This window comes from Candidatus Dependentiae bacterium (genome assembly GCA_018266175.1).
GTDB lineage: Bacteria > Babelota > Babeliae > Babelales > RVW-14 > JAFEAY01.
In genome coordinates this window covers 271,804-295,152 of record JAFEAY010000021.1, presented here as the reverse complement: position 1 = coordinate 295,152, position 23,349 = coordinate 271,804, and the positions used below count along the sequence as shown (strand labels likewise).

Sequence of the window (23,349 nt, the reverse complement as noted above, 5' to 3'; positions counted from 1 at the left end):
TTTAAAAGCAAACAAGTGGATAATCCACACGAATAGAATTTGAAATAAAAGAGAAAGCCCACGTAGCTCAGTTGGTAGAGCACTTCCTTGGTAAGGGAGAGGTCACCGGTTCAAGCCCGGTCGCGGGCTCCAGTTTCAATTGATTAATGGTTTAACGAGTACTGAAAGTTTGATTATGGCTAAAAATCGCGTTATCATGCACTTAGAGTGCGCTGGATGTGGCTTGAGAAATTACAGCATGCGTGTATCAAAAAAGCGTTCATTTGGAAAGCTTGCATTGAATAAGTATTGCGCCAAATGCCGAAAACATTCTGTGCATAAAGAAACAAAATAAAAAAAGGGTTGGGTCAGTAGCTCCAATGGTAGAGCAGCGGACTCCAAATCCGCGTGTTGGGGGTTCGAATCCCTCCTGGCCTGCCAAAACCCAAAATTGAAGGAAAGTTGGCTTATGAGCAATGTTACTTCATTTTTCAGTCGTATCACTTCATTTTCAAGTGAAGTGGTAGCCGAAATAAAAAAGACAACGTGGCCAAGTCGAGATGAACTAACAGGGTCCATGGTAATTGTTTGCACGGTGGTTGTTATTTTTTCAGCTATTCTTGGAACAATGGACAGTTCGTTTAGTTATTTTATCAGACAACTAATTGGCTAGATAATAATTGATTAACAATATGAAAAGGCGCGCGGTTAAGCAATGAAACGTTGGTATGTGGCACAAGTATTTACAGGATTTGAAGATATTGTAAAAACTGACCTCGAAAAACGATTCGAGGAAGAAGGTCTTCAAGATTTGTTCGGGGAAATATTAATTCCAACTGGCGAGGTTGCTTCTTTCTTTTCTGAACTAAAAAACAAAAAAGAAAAAATCTTTCCTGGGTACCTTCTCATTAATATGGACATGAATGGAGAAACTTTTCGACTTGTTTCTTCAAATCAACGTGTTACACGTTTTTTAGGTGGTGAGAGCCCAGCTCCACTATCAGACCGAGAAGTTGAGCGAATCTTCTCTCAAATGTCTGGTAAACTTTCAGCTTTAAGCGAGAAAACATCGTTTATTGTTGGCAATGAAGTTCAAATTTCAAGCGGCCCTTTTTCTGGTTTTGTTGGTATCATTGATAAGGTTGATGAAGACCGAGAAAGACTTACTCTTATGGTAAGTATTTTTGGTAGATTAACCCCCGTTGAGTTAGGTTTCGATCAAGTTAAAAAGTAATCGTGTATAGGTAATGTCATGTCGAAAAAAATTAAAGCTCAGGTAAAACTGCAATTGCCTGGTGGTGGCGCAACACCAGCTCCTCCAGTAGGTTCCACATTAGGTCAACACGGCGTGAACCTCATGGACTTTTGCAAAAAATTCAATGCTGCTTCAGCAAATCGCAAAGGCGAAACTGTTCCGGTTCAAATTGTGATCTATCAAGACAAAACATTTGATTTTGTTCTAAAGACACCTCCAGTTTCGGAATTGCTTCGCAAAAAAGCTAACATAAGCAAAGGGGCTAAAAATCCTGGCAAAGAGCGAGTTAGCACTCTTAAGTGGAAAGATGTTGAAGATATCGCAAAAATCAAACTACCTGATTTAAGCGCCTTTGATCTTGAAGCTGCTAAGAAAGTAATTGCAGGAAGTGCTCGTAGTATGGGTATTGCAATCGTTGAATAAACGATTGAAACATGGTTTAGATGAATTGGATACTCAATGAGTAATATTGGAAAAAAACACAGACAAGTAAAAGAAAAATTAGCCTCTGCAGCAATTTCTTCAAATAAAGACGCCCTTGACTTTGTTATAAAAAATGCACATGTGAAATTTGATGAGTCTGTGGATGTAAGCGTTACCCTCGGAATTGATCCTACAAAGGGTGAGCAAACTGTTCGTGGCTCAGTACTTCTTCCTCATGGTACCGGAAACCAGGTTCGCGTTCTCGTGTTTGCTAAAGGTGAATACGCTGATGCTGCAACGAGTGCTGGTGCTGACTTTGTTGGTTCTGATGATTTAATTGAAAAAATTGAAGGTGGCTGGGTTGATTTTGATGCAGCAGTTGCTACTCCAGACCTTATGGGTCCTGTAGGAAAAGTTGCAAAAATTCTTGGGCCTCGAGGTTTGTTGCCTAATAAAAAAGTAGGCACTGTAACCTTCGACATAGCAAGTATTGTTTCAGATCTCAAAAAAGGTCGTGTTACTTTCAGAAATGATAAAGGTGGCATCCTGCATGCTCCATTTGGAAAAGTATCATTTGGAATACCAAAACTTCTTGAAAATCTTGTAGCCCTTATTAAAGCGGTTCAAAGCAGCAAGCCTGGGACATCAAAAGGCAAGTTTGTCAGGAAGATTTCTATTTCTTCAACCATGGGAGTTGGCGTCACCATCAACTCTGATGAGATTTTATAAGCAGTTTTTAAAAGGGTTTTGTTATGAATCGTCAACAAAAAGAATCAGCTCTTTCTGACTTTAAAAAACTGTTTTCAGAATCTGAAGCGGCGTTTTTAGTGCAATATAAAGGGCTAAACGTAGCAGCTCTTAGAGATTTTCGAAAAAATCTGAGAGAAAATAAGGCTGTTTTTAAAGTCACCAAAACAACATTAATGAAGCTTGCCGCACGTGATGTTGAAGGTGCTAATGATTTTAGTCAAGACTTTTCCAATCAAGTTGGAATAGTATTTGCACAAGGCGACGTTTCCGCACTTGCAAAAAATCTTATTAAGTTTTCAAAAGACAACGGATTACTGCAAGTGGTTTCAGGTTTTTTTGAAGCAAAAAAACTTGCACTTGGAGATGTTGTATTTCTTGCATCACTTCCTTCTCGAGAAGTCTTACTTGCGCAAGTTGTTGGAACAATACAAGCTCCAATTTCAAGCTTTGTTCGCTTGCTTAACTTGCTTATTGTTCGATTACTTTATGTATTGAAGCGCATCGAAGAACAAAAGCAATTGAGTGCTTAGTAAGTAATAGATTTCGTGGGGGATTTTACGAATCTGTTTTTAGGTTGTCAGAGTAATTAAGATTGTTCGTTTACTGTTTGTTATAGGGAGTTATCCATGTCATCAAAGATGATTGAAGAAATCAGCAAAATGTCCGTTAAAGATCTCGCTGATTTGGTGAAAGCTTTGGAAGAAGCATTTGGCGTTTCTGCAGCTGCACCAGTTGCTGCAATGCCAGTAGCTGCAGCCGGCGCTGCTGCACCAGCAGAAGAGAAGTCTGAATTCAAAGTAACGCTTACAGACGCTGGAGCTAACAAGCTCAACGTTATTAAAGCACTTCGAGGTGTAACAACACTATCTCTTGGCGCTGCTAAAGAAGCTGCTGACAATACTCCGTTTGTTGTCGCAGAAGCATCTCCAAAAGAAGAAGCTCAAAAAATCAAAAAAACACTTGAAGAAGCTGGCGCCAAAGTAGAATTAAGCTAAATTTAATTCTACGTGCTTGGAATAAAGTTTTGGGACCGTCTTAAAGGAAAAATAATGCCTTTTAAGACGGGTCCCCTTTATTTTCTCTTATGAAAATAATTATGTTTGCAGTGTGATGTCTTGTTGCGTTTACGATTAGGAGCGATTGAATGTCTCAGTTCGGCAGAGGTCAGGGAGTCTTAAGAAAATCATTTGGCAAAATCAAAGAGGTCGTATCGCTACCCAATCTTATTGAGGTACAATCAAAATCCTTTAATGATTTTGTTCAATTAGATTGCTTACCTTCCGAGCGTAAAAATATTGGGCTTGAAAAGGTTTTGCGCGATACATTCCCTGTGGAACATAATGAGCGCATCTCTTTGGAGTATGTAAGTTATGAGCTTGGTGATTGGGCTTGCGTATGCGGCCAATTAACCGGTATTCAAAATCGTTACAAGTGGGGTTGCTCTTCCTGTAAAAAAACAGGATTCAATTCTCTAAAAAATGGAAAAATTTGTCCTGCTTGCAGCAAAGATACTGCTTGCTATACTCCTTGCAAAAAATGTTTCTCCCGTGTCACAATCAAAGGCAATATTTCGGTTAGTGACTGTCGATATAGTGGAAAAACTTATTCAATGCCGCTCAAAGTAAAAATGCAACTGAGTAGCTGGGATATTGATCCGCAAACAAATGCTAAAGTCATTCGCGATATCAAAGAACAAGATGTATTCTTTTGTGATTTACCGGTAATGGTCGATCTTTACGAAGATCAAGATGGGTGCTTCCAACTTGGTAGCCAAGGAACATTCTTGATCAATGGCGTTGATCGTGTTGTTGTAAGCCAAATTCATCGTGCTCCGGGTGTAATGTTTTCTTTAAGTAAGAAGACAAAAGACTACCGTGGTCAGCCATATCATGTCGCAAGAATTATTCCTGGGCGAGGGTCTTGGCTTGATTTTGAATTTGATCATAATGATCTTGTATACGTCCGTATCGACAAGAAGAAAAAAATTCTTGCTACAACATTTCTTCAAGCAATTGGAATTGAAAAAAACTCAATTCTATCAACCTTTTATGACTTTGATGATATTGAAGTTAAAAAAGGAAAATTTTACAGAAAAGTTAATGCTGATCTCATAGGACAGCGTCTTGAAACAGGTTCATTGCCAAAAGATATCGAGGATAGCTTCGTTATCGGGCAACGTTTCACGAAGCCTATGATCGATAAAATTCTCAAAGATGGCATCAAAAATTTATCTGTACGTAAAAGCAGCTTGACTAATCGTATCGTTGCTAAAGACGTTATTGATGAAACAACCGGCGAAGTTCTCATTCCATTGGGATCTATTCTCACTGAAGAAATTATTGATCAAATTGGTGAACTTGGAGACTGCAAACTCAGCCTCATTCAATCATCTGGTTATGTATTTCAGCCAACCATGGCTTTGACCTTTGCTCAAGATCAGATCAATAATCATGAAGATGCTCTTAAAGAGGTCTACTCAAAACTGAAGCCTGGCGATATTCCTTCATTAAAAATAATGGAAGAATACATTAGTAATCTCTTCTTTAATTCTCGCTTTTATGACTTAACAATTGTTGGACGTATTCGTACAAATCGTAAGTTAGGCATGAGCAGTAATCAAGAGATCACTCACTTAACCCAAGAAGATATTATCACAACGCTCAAATACCTCGTTGGTTTAAAAGAACGTGGTGAAGGCGAATTAGATGACATCGATCATTTAGGTAACCGATGTATTCGATTAGTTGGTGAATTACTTCAAAGTCAGCTGTATGTTGGTTTTTCAAGAATTGAACGTATCATTAAAGAGCGTTTCCGTTTGCAAGAAAATTATTCATCACTCATGCCTTATGACTTCTTAAACGTGAAGCCTCTGGCTGCTGTATTACGAGAATTCTTTGGAACTGGTCAACTTTCTCAATTTATGGACCAAACCAACCCACTTGCAGAAATGGCACACAAACGTAGACTTTCCGCTCTTGGGCCCGGTGGTATTACCCGCGAACGCGCTACTTTCGAAGTTCGTGACGTTCATACCTCTCACTATGGTCGCATCTGTCCTATCGAAACACCTGAAGGACAGAACATTGGTCTTATTTCATCACTTTCAACCTATGCTCGCGTAAACGAACTTGGCTTCATTGAAACACCTTATCGCAAGGTTGATGATGGAAAAGTTGCTGATAACGTCATGTATTTAGATGCGTTTGAAGAGCAAGGCAAAACAATTGCACAAGCCGCAATCAAAATGAATAAGCATAATGCAATTAATGAAAGCAAGATTCTTATTCGTAAGGATGGAAACATTCTTCCTGTTGAAGTGGGAGAAATTGATTATCTCGACGCTTCTCCAAGACAAATTTTCTCTGTTCCTACAGCTTTAATTCCATTTTTGGAACATGACGACGCAAACCGAGCATTGATGGGCTCTAACATGCAACGACAAGCTGTACCGCTTATAAAATGCCAAGTTCCAATAGTAGGAACCGGCATGGAAAAAGAACTCGGTTCGCTTGAAGGCACTGTTATAGTTTCTAAAAATGATGGTCTGGTTGAATATGTTTCAGCTGATAAGATCATTATTAGAATTGACGAAAAAAGTACGAGTGAAACGGAGTGGCTTGCAAAACCTATCGACGTTTATCACTTAAAGAAATTCTCTCGATCAAGTCATAACACTTGGATTCATTACGATCCGATTGTTCGCGTTGGTCACACCGTCAAAAAAGGCGATGTGCTCACCAATGGTGCTGCAACAAAAAATGGTGAACTTGCACTTGGAAGTAACGTCTTGGTAGCATTCATGCCATGGCAAGGATACAACTATGAAGACGCTATTGTTATCAGTAAACGACTTGTTTCTGATGACGTTTTTTCATCAGTTCACGTTGAAGAATTTGTTTCTGAAGCACGTGACACCAAACTTGGTGCCGAAGAAATTACACGAGACATCCCAAATGTCTCCGAAAAAGATCTTGAAGCACTTGACGAAGATGGTATCGTTAAAATTGGAACACGAATTAAGCCTGGCGATATCCTTGTTGGAAAAGTAACACTCAAAGGTGATATTCAAGTCTCTCCTGAAGAAAAATTGCTTCGAGCAATTTTTGGAGAAAAGTCACGAGAAGTTCGCGATACATCGTTGCGCGTTCCACCTGGAGTTGAAGCAACAGTTGTTGACGTTAAAGTATTCTCTCGTAGTGGTATCAGAAAAGACAAACGTTATAAAGACATCGTGCTCAAAGAAACACAAAAGTTTGAAGAGAACTTTGCTGCTCATTTGAATATTTTAAAACGCGGTCTTAAAGAAAAAGTAGTTACCCTTTTGGATAGTAAAACAGCTCCTGCAAAGAAATATAAAGAATTAACCAATGATGGAATTTTTGTTGCTCAAAAAATGCAAATAGCTGAGCTTGAAGATCTTCTGGCTATCGAAACTGGATCAAAAGAAGTTGATACAAAAATTAAGCATTATCAAGAAGTGCTTGCTAATCAATTGCATATTTTGATGGCGCTCAAAGAAGACCGTATCAACCAATTACGCAAAGGTGATGATTTACCATCTGGCGTTATAAAGATGATCAAAGTATACGTAGCTACTCGTCGAAGAGTTTCGGTTGGTGATAAGATTGCAGGTCGTCACGGAAATAAAGGTGTTGTATCTACTATCGTTAATAACGAAGATATGCCATATCTTGAAGACGGTACGCATGCTGATATCGTTCTTAACCCACTCGGTGTACCTGGTCGTATGAACGTTGGTCAGATTCTTGAAACCATCCTAGGGATGGCTGGCATGCAAATTGGTAAAGAATTTGCCAAAGAATTAGACAACTTAAATCATAAAGAACTTAAAACTCGTTTGTGTCACTATTTTGGTGCAGAAGTAATTGAAGCAATTGAAAAGACACATGGTAAAGAAGAACTTGTAAGTTTAGCACGTAAAACAGCTGAAAATGGACTTGCAATGAAAACCCCTGTCTTTGATGGGGCTGACTACAAAGAAGAAATTCAACCGCTTCTCGAAGAAGTAAAACTCCCTGTTAACGGTGCATTTACCTTATTTGATGGTCGTACTGGAGAGCAATTCGATCAGCCTGTCACAGTTGGGTACATTTATATGATGAAGCTCAATCACTTGGCAGATGATAAATTGCACGCTCGCTCTGTTGGGCCATACTCTTTGATTACACAGCAGCCTCTGGGCGGTAAGGCACAATTTGGTGGTCAACGTCTTGGTGAGATGGAAGTATGGGCACTTTATGCATATGGTGCAGCTTACACGCTCCAAGAAATGTTGACTGTTAAATCTGACGACGTTAACGGACGAATCAAGACATACGAAGCTATTGTTCGTGGTGATGAGGTTCCTGAACCAGGAATTCCAGAATCATTCAATGTTTTGGTAAAAGAGCTGCAGAGCTTGGGACTGCAAGTTGATTTATTTAAGACCAGTAAGGAGCAAGTCGGTGAATAATAGGATGCTTGAGCGCTTTCGCGAGTATATCAACACAACGCAATTTAATGCTATTAAAATTGGAATTGCTTCTCCAGACAAGATTCGATCCTTGTCTTACGGAGAAGTAAAAAAAATAGAAACCATTAACTATAGAACTCTCAAACCAGAACGCGATGGACTCTTTTGTGCCCGCATTTTCGGACCTGTAAAAGACTGGGAATGTAACTGCGGTAAGTATAAACGCATGAAGCATCGTGGTGTTACCTGTGAAAAATGCGGTGTTGAAGTTATTCAATCACGCGTACGCAGAGAACGCATGGGACATATTAACCTTGTCTCTCCTGTTTGCCACATTTGGTTCTTAAAAGGAATTCCAAGCTATTTAAGCTTGATTATGGGAATGACCGTTCGGGATCTTGAGCGAGTTATCTATTTTGATAGCTACATAGTTATCAATCAAGGTACTTCTCCTTATCCTCAAAAGACCTTGATCAATAGCCAAGAATATGATGACTATCTTCGATCAAGTGAAGAAGATATTTCATTCAAAGCAGGTATGGGTGCTGAAGCAATTAAACTGCTCTTAACGCTCATCGATTTGAATTTTGAAGTTCGAAAAATTGAAGAAGATTATACCCAAACAACATCTGTTGCCATTAAGCATCGCCTTGCAAAACGCTATAAAGTGTTATCAGGACTTATGCAAGCAAATATTAGACCTGAGTGGGTCATTATGGAAGTACTTCCGGTCATTCCACCAGATTTACGTCCTCTTGTACCGCTTGAAGGTGGTCGGTTTGCAAGCTCAGACCTTAATGACTTGTATCGACGCGTTTTAAACCGAAACATTCGTTTACGACGTTTAATTGAGCTTGAAGCACCAGATGTTATTATCAAAAACGAAAAGCGAATTCTCCAAGAATCGGTTGACGCTTTGATCGACAACGGTCGACGAGGACAGCCAGTTCGAGGATCGAATCGTCGCCCACTTAAGTCATTATCTGAAATGCTTCGTGGTAAACAAGGTCGATTCCGTCAAAACTTACTTGGTAAACGTGTCGACTATTCTGGTCGATCGGTTATTGTTGTTGACCCTGAACTTAAAATGTCTCAGTGTGGTTTACCTAAATTGATGGCACTTGAACTCTTTAAGCCATATGTTTATGTTGAATTACAACGTCGTGAATTAGCTCCAAACTTACGCGTTGCAAAACGCATGGTTGAGGAAATGACCTCAGAAGTTTGGGAAGCCCTTGAAGCTGTTGTAAAGGACAGACCAGTATTACTCAACCGAGCACCAACATTGCACCGTTTGAGTATTCAAGCGTTCTTTCCAATATTGGTAGAAGGTAAAGCAATTAAAATTCACCCGCTTGTTTGTTCTGCATTTAACGCGGACTTTGACGGTGACCAAATGGCGGTTCACGTATTGCTCAGCAAACGCGCCAGAACTGAAGCAGTAGAGTTGATGCTTTCAACAAATAATATTTTAACTCCTGCAACAGGTCGTCCTATTACTGTACCATCTCAAGATATGGTTTTGGGCTTGTATTATATGACCAAAGGAAGAAAAAACATTCCTGGAGAAGGTTTAGTTTTCTCAAATATTTCAGAAGTTGTTTACGCGTATCAGCGCAAACAAATTAATGTTCATGCTCATATTAAAGTACGCTTGAAATCTAAAACTATTATTGAGACAACTGTTGGTCGTGTTTTACTCTATGAAGCATTACCTGAAAATACTGAATTTGAATGGATTAACAAAGCAGTCAAGAAAAAAGACCTTGTTAAGTTAGTTGGACGACTGTATAAAGCATTCGGAGCAGAAGCAACAGTCAAGGCTCTTGATAACATTAAACAACTTGGATTTAGTTATGCAACACTTGGTGGCATATCACTTTCCATGGAAAACTTAGTAATTCCAGACTCAAAGCATGGCATCGTTGGCAAAGGAATAAAAGACGTCGAAAAAGCTGAAAAACTTTATATGGATGGCGCAATCACCAATGGTGAACGTTATAACAAAGTGATTCAGATTTGGGCGCGTGCAACTGAAGATGTTACGAATGAAATGATCAGCGTTCTTGAAAACGAAGATCGTAATGCATCTACAAACAATGAAAAAACAGATACTCCTTTCAACCCTGTGTTCATGATGCTTGACTCTGGTGCTCGAGGCTCTCGACAACAGATCCGTCAGCTTGCTGCTATGAGAGGATTGATGGCAAAACCATCAGGTGAAATTATGGAAACGCCAGTTCTTGCAAACTTTAAAGAAGGACTGAACGTTTTTGAATATTTCGTTTCAACGAGTGGTGCTCGAAAAGGTCTTGCAGATACAGCGTTGAAAACCGCTGACTCTGGATACTTAACACGTCGCTTGGTTGACGTAGCTCAAGATGTGGTTGTTGCTCAAGACGATTGTGGAACACTTGGTTACATACGAGTAACAGATCTTCGTGAGTCTGGCGAAATAATTCGACCACTTCCAGATCGAATTTTTGGTCGTATTGCAGCAGAAGACATTATTGATCCACTTTCAGGTAAACTCCTTGCAAAACAAGGTGAACTCCTCATTGATCAAGTAATTGATAAAATTAAAGACTCTGCAGTGAGCGAAGTCGCTATTAAATCGGTTTTAACGTGTCAAGCTCGACGCGGTATATGCGTTAAGTGCTACGGCATGGATCTTTCAAAATTGCGTGTTGTTGATGTAGGAACCGCGGTTGGTGTTATTGCAGCGCAATCGATTGGTGAACCTGGTACACAGCTCACCATGAGAACCTTCCACGTTGGTGGTACAGCAAGTGGTCTTGTAGAACAAAACTTCTACAAAGTACGATGTGCTGGAAAAGTAAGCTATCGCGGTGTTCACACAATTAAAAATCGCGAAGGCATTCTAACCGTCATGAATCGAAAAGCGAAAATCGTAATCGTTTCTGACGATGGACGTGAACGTGAAGAATGCCGCTTAGAGTACGGTACGCACATTCTTGTTGAGAATGGAAGTTCTGTAACTGAAGGTCAAAAGATTGCTGAGTGGGATTCCCATAAAGTTATCATGACTGAAAAAGCAGGTACTGTTAAACTGATTGATTTAATTGAAAACGTCACTTATCAAGAACAATTTGATGAAACAACAAATACTTCAAGTAAAGTTATTCTTGAACGTCGAGACGAAAAACGTCAGCCATATATTGCCGTAATTGACAAAGTAGGTGGAGAAGAGGCCCGTTATTATTTACCAACAGGTGCAATCTTAACCGTCGAAGAAGGTAAACAGCTTTTCCCTGGCGATCCAATTGCAAAACTCCATCGTGAAGAAAAGCGAACAAAGGATATTACCGGTGGTTTGCCTCGAGTTGCAGAATTATTTGAAGCACGTATTCCAAAAGACACTGCTATCATCAGTGAAGTTGATGGTGTCGTCCACTTTGGCGGTGTTCATCGTGGTCAACGACGTGTAACAATTACTACCGAAGATAATGAAGTATTTGAATACAATGTTCCTCGAAGCAGACATTTAAATGTTGAAGATGGTGAAAGTGTAAAAGCTGGTGACGCTTTGTCATCCGGCGTACCAAATGTTCACGATATTCTGAGAATCCTCGGACCAGATGAAGTACAGAAATACTTGGTCAAAGAAATCCAGGAAATTTACAGTCTTCAAGGTGTTGATATTAACGACAAGCATATTGAAGTTATTGTTCGACAAATGCTTCGTAAGGTTCGCGTTATCGACCCAGGTGATACCAAATTTGTTGTTGGCGATCGCATTGATAAGATTCACCTCCAAGCCATTAATAAATTAATGATTAAAGAAGGTAAGAAAGCTGCAATGGCTAAGCCAATCTTAATGGGTATTACTAAGTCATCTCTTGGCACTGAGAGTTTTATTTCAGCGGCATCGTTCCAAGAAACAACTCGAGTCTTAACTGAAGCATCTTTGGTTGGACAAGTTGATTTCCTATACGGCTTGAAAGAAAACGTGGTAATTGGTAAACTTATACCTGCTGGAACCGGTGTTCCTTCGTTCCGATTGAAACACATCGGTGAAGATGTTTCAGAACTTGAACAAAGAGCTCGTAAAGAAGAGCAGCTTGAAATTGGTTTAGATAACATTTCTCTTGAACAAGAGAACTAAAAATAGGTTTAAGGGCGCGTAGCTCAGGGGTAGAGCATTGCTTTGACGTAGCAAGGGTCAGCGGTTCGATTCCGCTCGCGCCTACCATTAGAAAATATGCGCAGTACGAATAAATGTTTACTTGAAAAATATATTGTGGAGCTTGATAGCATATGTTAAAAAAACAAACAAAAGATAATATTGTTTTGAAATTTGCCCGTTTCCAAGGTGATACCGGATCTTCTGAGGTTCAGATAGCAATTTTATCGCAACGCATTCGCGAAGTAGCTGAACACCTTAAGCAATTTCCCAAAGATTTTCACTCTCGACAAGGATTGCTCAAGCTTGTTACGACACGTCGTTCCTTTTTAGGTTACTTAAAAAGAACAGACTTACCGGTTCACGACAAGTTGTTAGCGTCTCTGAAGAGTGAAGGATTGATGTAAGAACTGTGAGTTCATACTGTGCAAACTTGTCGAAATACGTTCTTTATTCAAAAGGAAGCCATGCAAAAAAAATTTCACTTACCTAAATTCAATCTCGAAGTTGAAGTAAACAAGTTTGCTCGTCAAGCAGATGGCTCAGCATGGATTCGATGTGGGAACAACATCGTCCTTGCAACAGCAGTAGCATCGAAAGAACCTAAGGAATTTGCAGGTTTTTTACCCCTTACTGTTGAGTATCGTGAAAGAACATCAGCAGCTGGAAAATTTCCTGGCGGCTTTTTTAAGCGCGAAGGCAAGCTTTCTGACACCGAAGTTCTTGCATCTCGCTTAATTGATCGACCAATCAGACCACTTTTCCCTCATGATTTTTACAATGAAGTCCAGATTGTTTCGACGGTTTACTCTTCTGATGGAAAATTTCCAACAAATATTCTCAGCTTAATTGGATCTTCGCTTGCACTTACCATTTCCAATATCCCGTTTTTGGGCCCTATTGGAGCTGTGCAAATTGGGAAAGTAGATGGAGCATGGAAATTTAATCTTTCTTACGAAGAACAAGAAAAATCTGATAGCAATATTGTTGTTGCAAGTACTCAAAGTGGTATTTGTATGGTCGAAGGACATTGCAATAATGCTTCTGAAAATGAACTCATCGATCTTTTGCTTCAAGCACACGAACTTAACCAGGAGCAAATCACTTGGCAACTTGAGATTCAAGCCGAACTTGGAATCGAGAAATCAACAGTTCCTTCAAAAATAGATTTTGAATCTTGGACTCAAAAGGTGCGTGAAGTATTTACGCTTGATGTTGCACAAACATTGTTTGCACCTACTAAAGATAGCCGTAGCGCCGCTATGGACAAAGTAGAAGATATGATCAAAGCGCATTTTGCAGCCGATATTGAAGCTGGAAATGTAACAACCACTGTCCTCAATACGGTTTTTGAGTCAATTCTTGCAAAACATATGCCAGATTTAATGGCAAAAACTCAAAAGCGTGTTGATGGTCGTCGCTTTGATGAAATTAGACCAATCTATTCAGAAACAAGCACCTTGCCTTGTGTTCATGGCTCAGCTCTTTTTCAACGTGGTGAAACTCAGGCACTTGCAAGCTTAACACTTGGCTCTGGACAAGATGCTCAAAAATACGAATCCCTGATTGGTGGCGCAAAAGAACGTTCATTCATGCTGCACTATAATTTCCCACCATTTGCAACCGGTGAGGTTAAGCCAATGAGAGGAACAGGTCGTCGTGAAATTGGACATGGATACCTCGCTGAAACTTCATTTTATAATGTTCTTCCTTCTCAAGAGAAATTTCCATACACCATTCGTTCCGTTTCTGATGTGTTAGAATCAAATGGCTCATCATCAATGGCAACAGTCTGCGCTACAACATTAGCACTTATGGATGCTGGAATCCCTATTAAAGCGATGGTCAGCGGTACCGCAATGGGGCTTATGCGCGACTCATCTGGTGCATTTCATGTGTTAACTGATATTCTTGGATTTGAAGACGCTTTTGGTCTTATGGACTTCAAAGTAACAGGAACAACTGACGGTATCATGAGTTTTCAGCTCGACATCAAAGACAAAGTAGGTCTTCCTCGAGAAGTATTAGTAAAAGCACTCGAACAAGCTCGCGTTGGTAGATTGTTTATTTTAGAGGAAATGCGTAAGACATTAACAGCTCCTCGATCTGAACTTTCAGCGCTTGCTCCTCGGATTACCAGTGTTAAAATTGATACTGATAAAATTGGATTGCTTATCGGACCCGGTGGCAAAACCATTAAAGAAATTGTTGCAAAAACAGGCGCCCAGATTGATATTGAAGATGATGGCACCGTTAAGATTTTCTCTCGTGATCAGGCAGCTTCGCTTGAAGCTGAAGCTTGGATTAAAGCACTTGTTGGAGATCTTGAAGTTGGATCTGTTTTTAACGGAACAATTCGTCGATTTACCGAATTTGGCATCTTCGTTGAAGTTGCTCCTGGTCGAGATGGACTTGTTCATATCTCCACTATTGCAAAAAGCGCACAACACGATATTGAAAGAAACTACAGACTTGGAGACAAGCTCACGGTTAAAGTAACAGCTTATGACAAAGACTCCGGTCGAATTCGTCTTGTTGCACCTGAACTTGAAAACCCTCCTCGTTCTTAAACCATCAATTAAAGGTCTCCTTGCATGGAAACGAAGCAACGACCTGACGGTCGAGCTGGACATGAAATTCGGCATATTACAATTTCATATGACACCCTTGGTTATGCCGATGCATCTGTTTTTTTCGAGCTTGGACAAACAAAAGTCCTTGTATCGGTAACGCTACAGCAAGGAGTACCTCCTTTTCTAAAAGGCCAACGAGTTGGTTGGCTGTCTGCAGAATATGCAATGCTTCCATCTGCAACACATCAACGTACTATGCGTGAGTCTTTACAAGGAAAACAAAATCCTCGAAATGTGGAAATTTCTCGCTTAATTGGACGCTGTTTACGTGCCACGATTGATCTGACCCCTCTTGGAGAACGCACAATTGTTATTGATTGCGATGTTTTACAAGCAGATGGAGGAACAAGAGTTGCATCAATTACTGCCGCAAGCCTTGCACTCGAAATTGCTATTGGGCGATGGATTGCTCGAGGCATTATTGCCAAAAGTATTCTGAAAACTCGAATTGCTGCAATTTCAGTTGGACTTGTCAAAGGAATTGCATGTGCAGATCTTTCATATATCGAAGATAGTTCAGCTGAAGCAGATTTTAATTTTGTTGTTTCAGCTCAAGGTGAACTTATCGAAGTTCAAGGAACATCTGAAAAAGCACCCATTCCTTGGGCAATGTTTGAATCGCTCAGAATACTTGCTATTAAAGGTATTGATGATCTTTTTTCACAATGTAATGCACCTACCAATGAGCAACCAGCGCTTATTGAAGATCATCATAAAAAAAATGATGTCCAAAAAGCTAGAAATCAAGCTCCGCAAGTACAACATCGTAATAATAACGAACAAAAATCCGGTTTATTTAGCTTAGCAAATCGATTCAATAAGCCTGAATAATCATGCATTTTTATCCATCGTTACCTATTATAAGCCTAATTATCTTAGTATTATGCACAAATAGCTGCATTCATCGTACTTCGCTTATTTCTCATACTAATATCATCAACTGTAAAATTCCACTTTACATTCAACTTCCAGAAAATAAGTATGTCTTTGATAACATTACACCGCTTGTTTATGAAACAATTACACATCGATTTCGACGCATGGGTTATTATTTGGTTAATAATCAAAACGATGGGTATCTTTTGAAAATTACAATCAAATCATTAGATCCCCAAACAAAATTCGTATCTCCTGATATCTTACTCTTTCATGTCCGGATGCGACTTGTTTTACTCTGTGAGCTTTTTGATTTTAATCACGAACTGGTCAATGCAAAAACCTTTGAAGGATCAACCTTGATTTCAAAACCAATCGATCCTATTCTGAAGAGTGACTTTTTTTACTTTGAATATAAGAAGATACTTGAACGTATCTCTCCAGTCATAGAACATCATTTCCGATCAATTCTGACTAAAAAATTTGTATAGATAGATAGATAGATAGATAGAATGATAAACTTTCAAACTTTTTTGCAATCATTACACAATTCTCAATTTTGGAACTCTACTTCTTGTTTTTACTTTCAAGGACAAGAATTTCCTTCGCTTTTCTTTGCATCTCTTTTTGAATTGATCATGCAAAAAAATATTTTACCAAGCCCCTTTCAAAGACTCCCACTCCATACAACATCAAAAGCAAATATCCAAGCAAATTTAGCTCAATCTTTTTTAGGATCATGCAATTTTTATTGGCTTGGCCATCTTGATGAAAGTGAAAAATGGCATAAAGAATTTGGTACTGAACTTTGCTCTTATAACGGACCAAATGTTATCGCATTTTTTGCAAATAATGATCTAAAAATATCAGTATCTGAAAAAATAAAAATCATACAAATAGAACCTCTTATTAATCTTGAACAGTTCAATCTTCTTCAAGCTATTTTTGGCAATCCTCTTCCTGAAAGAAAATCTTTATTTATCAAGAAAATTTTCAAACTACAACCAAGCATTTCACTTGATATAGCATGCATGCTGATTAATTACATTGATCTAATCAGCATAAAAATGATTTCTCCAAGTGAAAAATACCTTATTGGCCTTGTAAGTTCACAGCCATCACTCACTCAACTTTCAGAATATTTCTTTGCTCAAAATCCAGAGAAATTTTTTGATCTTTGGATAACACTGCAAAACGATTATCCTGATATTTTTTGGATTACTTTTTGGAGCGAACAGATTTGGCGAGCTCTTAACGTTATTCAGTACCTGAGCAAAAAAGATTTTATTAATGCAAAAAAAATGAGTTTTAGACTCCCCTATTCATTTCTCAAAAAAGACTGGCAGCTCTATACAAAAGAACAGCTTGCAAAGCACTTTGAAATACTTTATTCAGCTGATTACACGCTCAAACGAGGATCAACGTTTCCAGCACTCGATTTTTTTTATGTCAGTCATTTTCAATCACCGTCCTATAAATCTGAAAGTTGATAGCTTATGTCTCCTCCTCTTTCATTACATGATTTTATTAGGCGTGAAGTCAAAAAAATGGTTATTGGTATTGGGCACAAAGGACAAGGAAATATTTATCCACTCGTCATGGAAGAAGTTGAAAAGACCATTATTGAGCTTGTCCTACAAGAAACCGATTATAATTACTTCGCTACGGCAAAAATACTGGGTATCAGTCGCAGTACGCTCTATCGACGAATTGAAGCGCTCAAAATTACTGATTAAAGCTCTTGATAATATCGCTCTATTAAGATCTACAAACCTTGCCCCACACTGCTCGATCAGGCTTATAAGACATAATCTTAAACCCAAAGCGTTGATAATATGCACATAACTCGGGAGAAGTAGGAAGCGTTGTTTCAAATGTTATATAATCTACTGAATTCTGCTTACAACTATCTAAAGCATGGTTCAGCAAGGCAGTCCCACACCCCATTCCCTGGTATTCATTATCTACAGCAAGATGCGCAAAATATGCATTAATTCCAGGTGCGTATTTTTCAGTCAAATTGCTATTCCACATCCAATGAGGCGGTCCATTAAATGCATCCAAAATAAAGTAGCTCATAAATGCAATAGGAGTATCATTAATCGTACAAACTTTACTGATCACAGCAGGATCATCAAGATCCAATAATATTTTTGATTTCCATATTTTTTCATATCTTTCTTCTGAGTGATCATACGTAACCACCAACTTTGGAATATATTGCATCGCAATTTTTTTAACAGCCTCTTCATCAAATCGAGGCTTGTAGTTACGAATTTTTATGCCATAACAATCTTGCTCAGAAGATTTAATGCTCTTTCCCTTAAATAAATTAAAGAATAATTTCGGAGCCAACAACATTGCTTGAGCATCGTGCACGCTACAAAAAGATATTATTACTAAAAAAATAAAAAATATTTTTTTATTTTTCATCTCAAGATTCCTATAAAAAAACCCACGATATTTTTAGTAAAAATATCGTGGGTTTAAAATTTTTAGTACTCAAAAATAAACGCAAAAATCTAACGCATCAAAGCATCTCGATATTCATCAAGATTGTCCAATACCATTCCTACTCCAAGAACAACGCACAAGAGTGGATCTTCTGCAATTTTAACAGGAAGGCCTGTTTCTTTAGAAATAAGAACATCGATATTTTTAAGGAGTGATCCACCACCCGCAAGCATAATGCCACGATCAACAAGGTCAGACGATAATTCAGGTGGGGTGTTTTCAAGTGCAGAACGAACCGCATCAATAATGATTGAAATAGGTTCTGCAAGTGATTCAAATACTTCAGCATCGGTAAGATTGATGGTCTTTGGTACGCCAGTTACTAAGTCGCGTCCTTTGACCTCAACTTGAGTTACTTGCTCAGGCAACATTGCTGTGCCAATATTCATTTTAATAATTTCAGCCGTACGTTCACCAATCAAGAGATTGTATTTCCGCTTCACATACTGAACAATGGCACGGTCCATCTCATCACCACCAACACGCACTGACTTGCAGTAAACAACATCTTTGAGCGAAATAATAGCAACTTCTGTGGTACCACCGCCAATATCAACAATCATATTACCGGTTGGCTCTACCACAGGTAAGCCTGCACCAATAGCGGCTGCCATCGGCTCCATAATGGTATAAATTTCTCGAGCTCCTGCTTGTTTTGCAGAATCCTCAATTGCCCGTTTTTCTACTTGCGTAATTCCCGAAGGGACACCAATGATCATGCGAGGACGAACCATCGTACGTCGATTTTGATGTACTTCACGAATGAAATAACGAAGCATGCACTCGGTCATTTCAAAATTAGCGATAACACCATCGCGCATCGGCCTGCAGGCAATGATACTCTCTGGAGTTTTTCCTAACATATTTTTTGCATTATTACCGGCAGCAAGCACTTCATTTGTTGAGCTTTTTACCGCAACCACTGAAGGTTGATTCAAAACTACGCCGCGATTTTTGACATAAATAACTGTATTTGCAGTACCTAAATCAATCGCCATATCATTTGAGAAAAAACTAAAGAGTTTGGTCGCTGGCCAAAACTTCATACTCATCCTTTGGCATCGTTAAAAGTGCAATTGTGCACCGATAGTGAGATGGTGCGTTTTACTGATTCCGTTCCCGTTCATGGGCATATCATACGTCAAATAAAATAACGGGTCCAGCCAATAATGCTTTAATGCAACTTTACTGTCATATGTTACTTGAAACGTAAAATAATGAGACCTGGAGCGCGAGATATTTTCTTTTTGCGCAACAAAATCGCCGCCCTTACTCAAATAGCTCTGAATCGATTGATCGCTACGCTTATCACGCCACTTATCTTCATCATGACGCAGATAGGTATAACGACCTTGCACATGTAATCCATCGCTTAAATTTTCAAGTATAATGTACGGAGAAATTTTAAAAGTATCCCCAGGGCTCATACTCACTGGCGCTATTAACGCACTAAAAATAGTAGGTTCATTTCCAGTAGCCAAACGTAAATTTCTTGAATGTTCAAATTGGTGCATGTAACTAAACATGAAGCCAACTTTTAAATCTTGTTTGAGTTCAAACTCAGAAACAAGATCAAGATATGCAGACCAATGTCCATTTCCCATCACAGAAACTGAAAGCGGATTGTTTCGATCGGAAAGAATCCCTGTGGGTGCAGTAAAACCACCTTGAATATTTAAATCAATGCTCTTCATAAGGAAGCGATAATCAAAGTGGTGATTCCATTTTAGATACAGATCAAGATCACCAAATCCACTGCGTGACCATTTGTTTGTAGTGAAACCGGCCAAGTCGTGAGTCAAGCGCCTGATGCTATCAATTTGCTGCTCTTGCTCAAACAGCTGATTATAATTTAAGTTTACAGAAGAAACTTCGGAGCCCACACGGTCAAAAAGATATCGCCCTGTTGCTGATACAAACATTGCGGGAATCCATCCACCCACAAATAAACTTTTCCAAGCTTTTTGCTCGTAATGCAACACAATACCGTTTGATCGAATTTTACTTGAAACTCTAAATTTTAACGATTTACCAACAAGCGCTTGAGTTCCTGTAACCGTTTCAATTGGGTTAACAAAGGCAACACCCTGCACCGCTTGTAAGCTATCAATGACATCACGCAAGTCATAGTTGCCCCACAATTCAGGAATTCCTGCATTACCTCCACCACGATTAAAAGCGGTTGAAGCTGTTGTATAAAAAACATTAGGGCTAAAATAAGATCGCTTATCAGTGACATACTGATCTGAACGTTCAATAAAGGGAAAATATTTACTCGTATTATGACTTGCACACAATGAAAAAACTATGAGTAATTGTGCAGCAAGAACTTTACTTACATGACTGATTTGATTTTTCATTACGCACCGGAATGTTTGTATAATTTTGCAAAAATTATTGCTTGAAATAAGGATTAATTTCAAGTTTTGAGCTTACGGTAAATTCCGGTTAAGTCAAGAACAGGAGCGCGAGTTGATCGTCATTATAAAAAATCGTATACTCTGAACCAGAACATTTTTGAGAAAGGAGTCTTCATGAACAAACATTATACGTATCTTGCAAATTGGAAGATGAATTTGCCGCTCAACGAAGCGCTTTCTTTTATCTCTGCTCACTATGATGATTTTGTATTGCTTTCAAGAAAATCTTATACTCAAATTGTTATTTGCCCCTCAACTGAAACCTTGTACCCAATTAATCAAATGGTCCAGGGAACAAATATTCAACTCAGTGGCCAAGATTGCTCTGAGCATGCACGTGGCTCTTTTACCGGCCAAGTATGCGCACCAAGTTTAAAACAAGCCGGTTGTACATTTTGCATTATTGGGCATAGCGAACAACGTCTATTTGGTTGCGATACCAATGAAGGAATTGCTCACAAATGTGCTGCACTTCTTGATGTTGATATCACCCCAGTTGTCTGTATTGGTGAAAACCTTGAGCAGTACAAAAATGGAGAAACTCTTAAATCTCTGAGCGAACAATTAAGCCCCTTGTTCAGCATGCTTGCTACACATCAAAAAGCACATGTTCCTGTTTTTCTTGCTTATGAGCCTATTTGGGCTATCGGCACCGGTAATGTTGCAACCAATGAACACATAGAATCGATCCTCTCATGGCTTGTCAGAGAAACTTCTACAAGTGCCCCATTATTCAAATGGAAACTTCTTTATGGAGGTAGCGTTAAAGCCCAAAACATCGCGCAGCTCAAGACAATTCCATTTATCGATGGTTTTTTAATTGGCGGGGCAAGTCTAGACTTTGAAGAATTTGAAAAAGTAGTAAACTATGTATGATAGACAAAATAAGCATTTAAAAAAACTTAGAAAAAACAAAAACTAATTAACCCAAGTGAGGTAAAATGTTTGCATTTCTTATGACACTTTTTGTAATTTTAAGCGTAGTACTCGCTTTTCTAATTTTACTTCAACAAGGCAAGGGTGACATGGGCCTTGGCAGTATGAGCGGAAGCAGACAAATGTTATTTGGTGGCTCTGGTGGGCAAAGTTTTTTTGAAAAAGCTACATGGATTATTGGCGGCCTTTTTGTTATCGGAGCTCTTGGCCTTGCAATACTCAAGTCTAAATCAGTACGCCAATCTCGCTTAGAAGGCTTTACAAAAACTCATACCGCTCAAGCAACTTCAAATAAACTTGAAACAAAGGCAACAACTGAAGATTCACAAGAAGAGCAAGTACAAACAGAAGAAGACTCAGCTGAAGATAACAGCTAAAGATTATTCCCTGCTTTTTTGAACCTGCAAAGGATAACCAGTGCTCTTACGCATGATTGATGCTCTTGGTACAAAAACTTTGGACAGTTGTAGCTACGTAGGAAAAGTTGGAGTGTTTGCATCTGATGTATTCGCAACTTTCTTCAGAACCAAGCTTAAGACTGAAAAAGTTTTTTATCATATGAACTACATTGGTGTTGGCACACTGGGAATTGTGGTTTTAGTTGGTATAACTATTGGTGCTGTTATAGCCTTACAAAGCTATATTGGTCTTGAACGTTTTGGCGCCACGCAATTTATCGGCCCTATTGTTTTCTTATCCATGGTCAGAGAATTTGGACCAGTTTTTAGCGCTATTATGGTTATTGGTCGAGCAGGTTCTGCTATTACTGCTGAAATTGGAACCATGCGGATTACTGAGCAAATTGATGCGCTTCAAACATTATGCATTGATACACATCAATACCTCATTGTTCCACGTATTGTTGCTACCACAGTTATGATGCCATTTCTTTCTCTTTTCTGTTCATTTTTGGGTATTATTGCGGGCTATGTGATGTCAGTTCATGTTTTAAATATCAACGCCGAGATATACATGGAATCAACTATTTCAAATGTTGAAGTTTCAGATATTACCAATGGAATCATTAAAGCTGTTTTCTTTGGCCTTATTCTTTCAATTATTTCTACCTATAAAGGATTCACTGCAAGCGGCGGTGCGCGCGGTGTTGGTATTGCGATTACACAAAGCGTTGTATACTCCATTCTGACTATTGTTATTGCAGATTATATCCTCATTTCATTGATGTTTTCACGATGATTACCATTACAGGACTCAAAAAAGCTTTTGGCTCTAAAACAATCACTAATGGTCTTGACCTAACCATTGAAAAAGGTGAATTCTTAGCAATCATTGGGCGATCAGGGGAAGGAAAATCGGTCCTTCTCAAACAGATCATTGGCTTAATTCACCCTGATGAGGGCACAATAGAAATCGACAACCAAGACATAACCAAACTTAATTCACGAGAGCTCTTTGAAGTTTTTAAGAAATGTGGTTATGTATTTCAATTTGCAGCACTTCTAGACTCTCTTAATGTCTTTGAAAATATAGGTATTACGTTGCTTGAAGAGGGCATGAACGCTGATCAAGTGAGACCACTTGTTTTAGAAAAACTTATTTCTGTAGGGTTAAATCCTGATGTTTTGGATAAATATCCTAATGAACTTTCAGGCGGGATGAAAAAGCGCGTTGGGCTTGCACGGACACTCATGCTTAAGCCCGAAATTCTTTTGTACGATGAACCGACAACGGGCCTTGACCCTATCACCGTCAAACTGATTCATGAGCTCATTAAAAAAACACACGTAGATCAGCACCTTACTTCAATTGTTATTTCACATGACATTGATATCTTTAACTACGCAACATCTGTTGCAATGCTCCACGAAGGAAAAATAATCTATAAAGGACCAGCTCAAAACATTTGGGAATGTGATAACCCATTTGTTCATCAGTTTATTCGAGGACAAATCGAAGGCCCAATCAAACAAATTGGAATCTAA

22 protein-coding genes and 3 tRNA genes are annotated in these 23,349 nt (G+C 38.9%); 22 read left to right on the top strand and 3 right to left on the bottom strand.

Annotated features, from left to right (window positions below):
* Positions 1-56 precede the first annotated feature (56 nt).
* The 18 genes from JST56_05420 to JST56_05335 all read left to right on the top strand — a co-directional run bounded on the left by JST56_05420 (position 57) and on the right by JST56_05335 (position 17,272).
* Positions 57-132, top strand: a tRNA-Thr gene (locus JST56_05420).
* Positions 133-175: 43 nt separating this feature from the next.
* Positions 176-334 (top strand): 50S ribosomal protein L33, encoded by a 159-nt coding sequence (gene rpmG, locus JST56_05415; protein ID MBS1988405.1) that lies wholly within the window; start codon positions 176-178, stop codon positions 332-334.
* Between the two features lie 10 nt (positions 335-344).
* Positions 345-420: transfer RNA gene (locus JST56_05410), tRNA-Trp, on the top strand.
* Positions 421-448: 28 nt separating this feature from the next.
* A complete protein-coding gene (gene secE, locus JST56_05405; protein MBS1988404.1) occupies positions 449-652 on the top strand; it encodes a preprotein translocase subunit SecE in 204 nt (67 codons plus the stop codon).
* Between the two features lie 42 nt (positions 653-694).
* Positions 695-1,213: a transcription termination/antitermination factor NusG gene (nusG, locus tag JST56_05400; GenBank protein MBS1988403.1), complete on the top strand. Its 519-nt coding sequence runs from the start codon at positions 695-697 to the stop codon at positions 1,211-1,213.
* Between the two features lie 18 nt (positions 1,214-1,231).
* Complete coding sequence (gene rplK / locus JST56_05395) at positions 1,232-1,657, top strand: 50S ribosomal protein L11 (protein MBS1988402.1); 426 nt, start codon at positions 1,232-1,234, stop codon at positions 1,655-1,657.
* A 36-nt stretch (positions 1,658-1,693) separates the two neighbouring features.
* Complete coding sequence (locus tag JST56_05390; GenBank protein ID MBS1988401.1) at positions 1,694-2,386, top strand: 50S ribosomal protein L1; 693 nt, start codon at positions 1,694-1,696, stop codon at positions 2,384-2,386.
* A gap of 23 nt (positions 2,387-2,409) precedes the next feature.
* Positions 2,410-2,937 (top strand): 50S ribosomal protein L10, encoded by a 528-nt coding sequence (locus JST56_05385; GenBank protein ID MBS1988400.1) that lies wholly within the window; start codon positions 2,410-2,412, stop codon positions 2,935-2,937.
* Between the two features lie 96 nt (positions 2,938-3,033).
* Positions 3,034-3,402, top strand: coding sequence for a 50S ribosomal protein L7/L12 (rplL, locus tag JST56_05380; GenBank protein ID MBS1988399.1), 369 nt, complete (start codon positions 3,034-3,036; stop codon positions 3,400-3,402).
* Positions 3,403-3,551: 149 nt separating this feature from the next.
* The gene (gene rpoB / locus JST56_05375) at positions 3,552-7,883 is read left to right on the top strand and encodes a DNA-directed RNA polymerase subunit beta (GenBank protein ID MBS1988398.1); all 4,332 of its coding nucleotides are present in this window, start codon (positions 3,552-3,554) and stop codon (positions 7,881-7,883) included.
* Between the two features lie 4 nt (positions 7,884-7,887).
* Positions 7,888-12,009, top strand: a complete 4,122-nt coding sequence (gene rpoC / locus JST56_05370; protein MBS1988397.1) for a DNA-directed RNA polymerase subunit beta' — start codon at positions 7,888-7,890, stop codon at positions 12,007-12,009.
* 12 nt (positions 12,010-12,021) lie between these two features.
* Positions 12,022-12,096 (top strand) — tRNA-Val (locus tag JST56_05365).
* Between the two features lie 65 nt (positions 12,097-12,161).
* Positions 12,162-12,434 (top strand): 30S ribosomal protein S15, encoded by a 273-nt coding sequence (gene rpsO / locus JST56_05360; GenBank protein ID MBS1988396.1) that lies wholly within the window; start codon positions 12,162-12,164, stop codon positions 12,432-12,434.
* A 60-nt stretch (positions 12,435-12,494) separates the two neighbouring features.
* Positions 12,495-14,597 (top strand): polyribonucleotide nucleotidyltransferase, encoded by a 2,103-nt coding sequence (pnp, locus tag JST56_05355; protein ID MBS1988395.1) that lies wholly within the window; start codon positions 12,495-12,497, stop codon positions 14,595-14,597.
* A gap of 24 nt (positions 14,598-14,621) precedes the next feature.
* Positions 14,622-15,491, top strand: a complete 870-nt coding sequence (rph, locus tag JST56_05350) for a ribonuclease PH (GenBank protein MBS1988394.1) — start codon at positions 14,622-14,624, stop codon at positions 15,489-15,491.
* A gap of 2 nt (positions 15,492-15,493) precedes the next feature.
* On the top strand, positions 15,494-16,027 hold the full coding sequence (locus tag JST56_05345) for a hypothetical protein (protein MBS1988393.1): 534 nt from the start codon (positions 15,494-15,496) through the stop codon (positions 16,025-16,027).
* A gap of 21 nt (positions 16,028-16,048) precedes the next feature.
* Positions 16,049-17,026 (top strand): hypothetical protein, encoded by a 978-nt coding sequence (locus JST56_05340; protein ID MBS1988392.1) that lies wholly within the window; start codon positions 16,049-16,051, stop codon positions 17,024-17,026.
* 6 nt (positions 17,027-17,032) lie between these two features.
* Positions 17,033-17,272 carry a hypothetical protein gene (locus JST56_05335; protein ID MBS1988391.1) on the top strand — a complete coding sequence of 80 codons (240 nt, stop codon included), beginning with the start codon at positions 17,033-17,035 and terminating at the stop codon, positions 17,270-17,272.
* Between the two features lie 22 nt (positions 17,273-17,294).
* On the opposite strand, the gene JST56_05330 is transcribed toward JST56_05335, so the two are convergent.
* The 3 genes from JST56_05330 to JST56_05320 all read right to left on the bottom strand — a co-directional run bounded on the left by JST56_05330 (position 17,295) and on the right by JST56_05320 (position 20,410).
* The gene (locus JST56_05330; protein ID MBS1988390.1) at positions 17,295-17,969 is read right to left on the bottom strand and encodes a GNAT family N-acetyltransferase; all 675 of its coding nucleotides are present in this window, start codon (positions 17,967-17,969) and stop codon (positions 17,295-17,297) included.
* Between the two features lie 89 nt (positions 17,970-18,058).
* A complete protein-coding gene (locus JST56_05325) occupies positions 18,059-19,096 on the bottom strand; it encodes a rod shape-determining protein (protein ID MBS1988389.1) in 1,038 nt (345 codons plus the stop codon).
* 18 nt (positions 19,097-19,114) lie between these two features.
* A complete protein-coding gene (locus JST56_05320; GenBank protein ID MBS1988388.1) occupies positions 19,115-20,410 on the bottom strand; it encodes a hypothetical protein in 1,296 nt (431 codons plus the stop codon).
* Positions 20,411-20,584: 174 nt separating this feature from the next.
* On the opposite strand from JST56_05320, the gene JST56_05315 reads away from it, so the two are divergent.
* From JST56_05315 to JST56_05300, 4 genes are all read left to right on the top strand, one after another.
* Positions 20,585-21,346: a triosephosphate isomerase gene (locus JST56_05315; GenBank protein ID MBS1988387.1), complete on the top strand. Its 762-nt coding sequence runs from the start codon at positions 20,585-20,587 to the stop codon at positions 21,344-21,346.
* Positions 21,347-21,411: 65 nt separating this feature from the next.
* The gene (gene secG / locus JST56_05310) at positions 21,412-21,783 is read left to right on the top strand and encodes a preprotein translocase subunit SecG (protein MBS1988386.1); all 372 of its coding nucleotides are present in this window, start codon (positions 21,412-21,414) and stop codon (positions 21,781-21,783) included.
* 40 nt (positions 21,784-21,823) lie between these two features.
* Positions 21,824-22,603: an ABC transporter permease gene (locus JST56_05305; protein MBS1988385.1), complete on the top strand. Its 780-nt coding sequence runs from the start codon at positions 21,824-21,826 to the stop codon at positions 22,601-22,603.
* Complete coding sequence (locus JST56_05300) at positions 22,600-23,349, top strand: ATP-binding cassette domain-containing protein (GenBank protein ID MBS1988384.1); 750 nt, start codon at positions 22,600-22,602, stop codon at positions 23,347-23,349. Before JST56_05305 ends, JST56_05300 begins: the two co-directional genes overlap by 4 nt.

Bases quoted from the DNA above. Each gene is read 5' to 3' on its own strand.
- rpmG (MBS1988405.1), top strand. From the start codon at position 176: ATGGCTAAAAATCGCGTTATCATGCACTTAGAGTGCGCTGGATGTGGC.
- secE (MBS1988404.1), top strand. From the start codon at position 449: ATGAGCAATGTTACTTCATTTTTCAGTCGTATCACTTCATTTTCAAGT.
- nusG (MBS1988403.1), top strand. From the start codon at position 695: ATGAAACGTTGGTATGTGGCACAAGTATTTACAGGATTTGAAGATATT.
- rplK (MBS1988402.1), top strand. From the start codon at position 1,232: ATGTCGAAAAAAATTAAAGCTCAGGTAAAACTGCAATTGCCTGGTGGT.
- JST56_05390 (MBS1988401.1), top strand. From the start codon at position 1,694: ATGAGTAATATTGGAAAAAAACACAGACAAGTAAAAGAAAAATTAGCC.
- JST56_05385 (MBS1988400.1), top strand. From the start codon at position 2,410: ATGAATCGTCAACAAAAAGAATCAGCTCTTTCTGACTTTAAAAAACTG.
- rplL (MBS1988399.1), top strand. From the start codon at position 3,034: ATGTCATCAAAGATGATTGAAGAAATCAGCAAAATGTCCGTTAAAGAT.
- rpoB (MBS1988398.1), top strand. From the start codon at position 3,552: ATGTCTCAGTTCGGCAGAGGTCAGGGAGTCTTAAGAAAATCATTTGGC.
- rpoC (MBS1988397.1), top strand. From the start codon at position 7,888: ATGCTTGAGCGCTTTCGCGAGTATATCAACACAACGCAATTTAATGCT.
- rpsO (MBS1988396.1), top strand. From the start codon at position 12,162: ATGTTAAAAAAACAAACAAAAGATAATATTGTTTTGAAATTTGCCCGT.
- pnp (MBS1988395.1), top strand. From the start codon at position 12,495: ATGCAAAAAAAATTTCACTTACCTAAATTCAATCTCGAAGTTGAAGTA.
- rph (MBS1988394.1), top strand. From the start codon at position 14,622: ATGGAAACGAAGCAACGACCTGACGGTCGAGCTGGACATGAAATTCGG.
- JST56_05345 (MBS1988393.1), top strand. From the start codon at position 15,494: ATGCATTTTTATCCATCGTTACCTATTATAAGCCTAATTATCTTAGTA.
- JST56_05340 (MBS1988392.1), top strand. From the start codon at position 16,049: ATGATAAACTTTCAAACTTTTTTGCAATCATTACACAATTCTCAATTT.
- JST56_05335 (MBS1988391.1), top strand. From the start codon at position 17,033: ATGTCTCCTCCTCTTTCATTACATGATTTTATTAGGCGTGAAGTCAAA.
- JST56_05330 (MBS1988390.1), bottom strand. From the start codon at position 17,969: ATGAAAAATAAAAAAATATTTTTTATTTTTTTAGTAATAATATCTTTT.
- JST56_05325 (MBS1988389.1), bottom strand. From the start codon at position 19,096: ATGAAGTTTTGGCCAGCGACCAAACTCTTTAGTTTTTTCTCAAATGAT.
- JST56_05320 (MBS1988388.1), bottom strand. From the start codon at position 20,410: ATGAAAAATCAAATCAGTCATGTAAGTAAAGTTCTTGCTGCACAATTA.
- JST56_05315 (MBS1988387.1), top strand. From the start codon at position 20,585: ATGAACAAACATTATACGTATCTTGCAAATTGGAAGATGAATTTGCCG.
- secG (MBS1988386.1), top strand. From the start codon at position 21,412: ATGTTTGCATTTCTTATGACACTTTTTGTAATTTTAAGCGTAGTACTC.
- JST56_05300 (MBS1988384.1), top strand. From the start codon at position 22,600: ATGATTACCATTACAGGACTCAAAAAAGCTTTTGGCTCTAAAACAATC.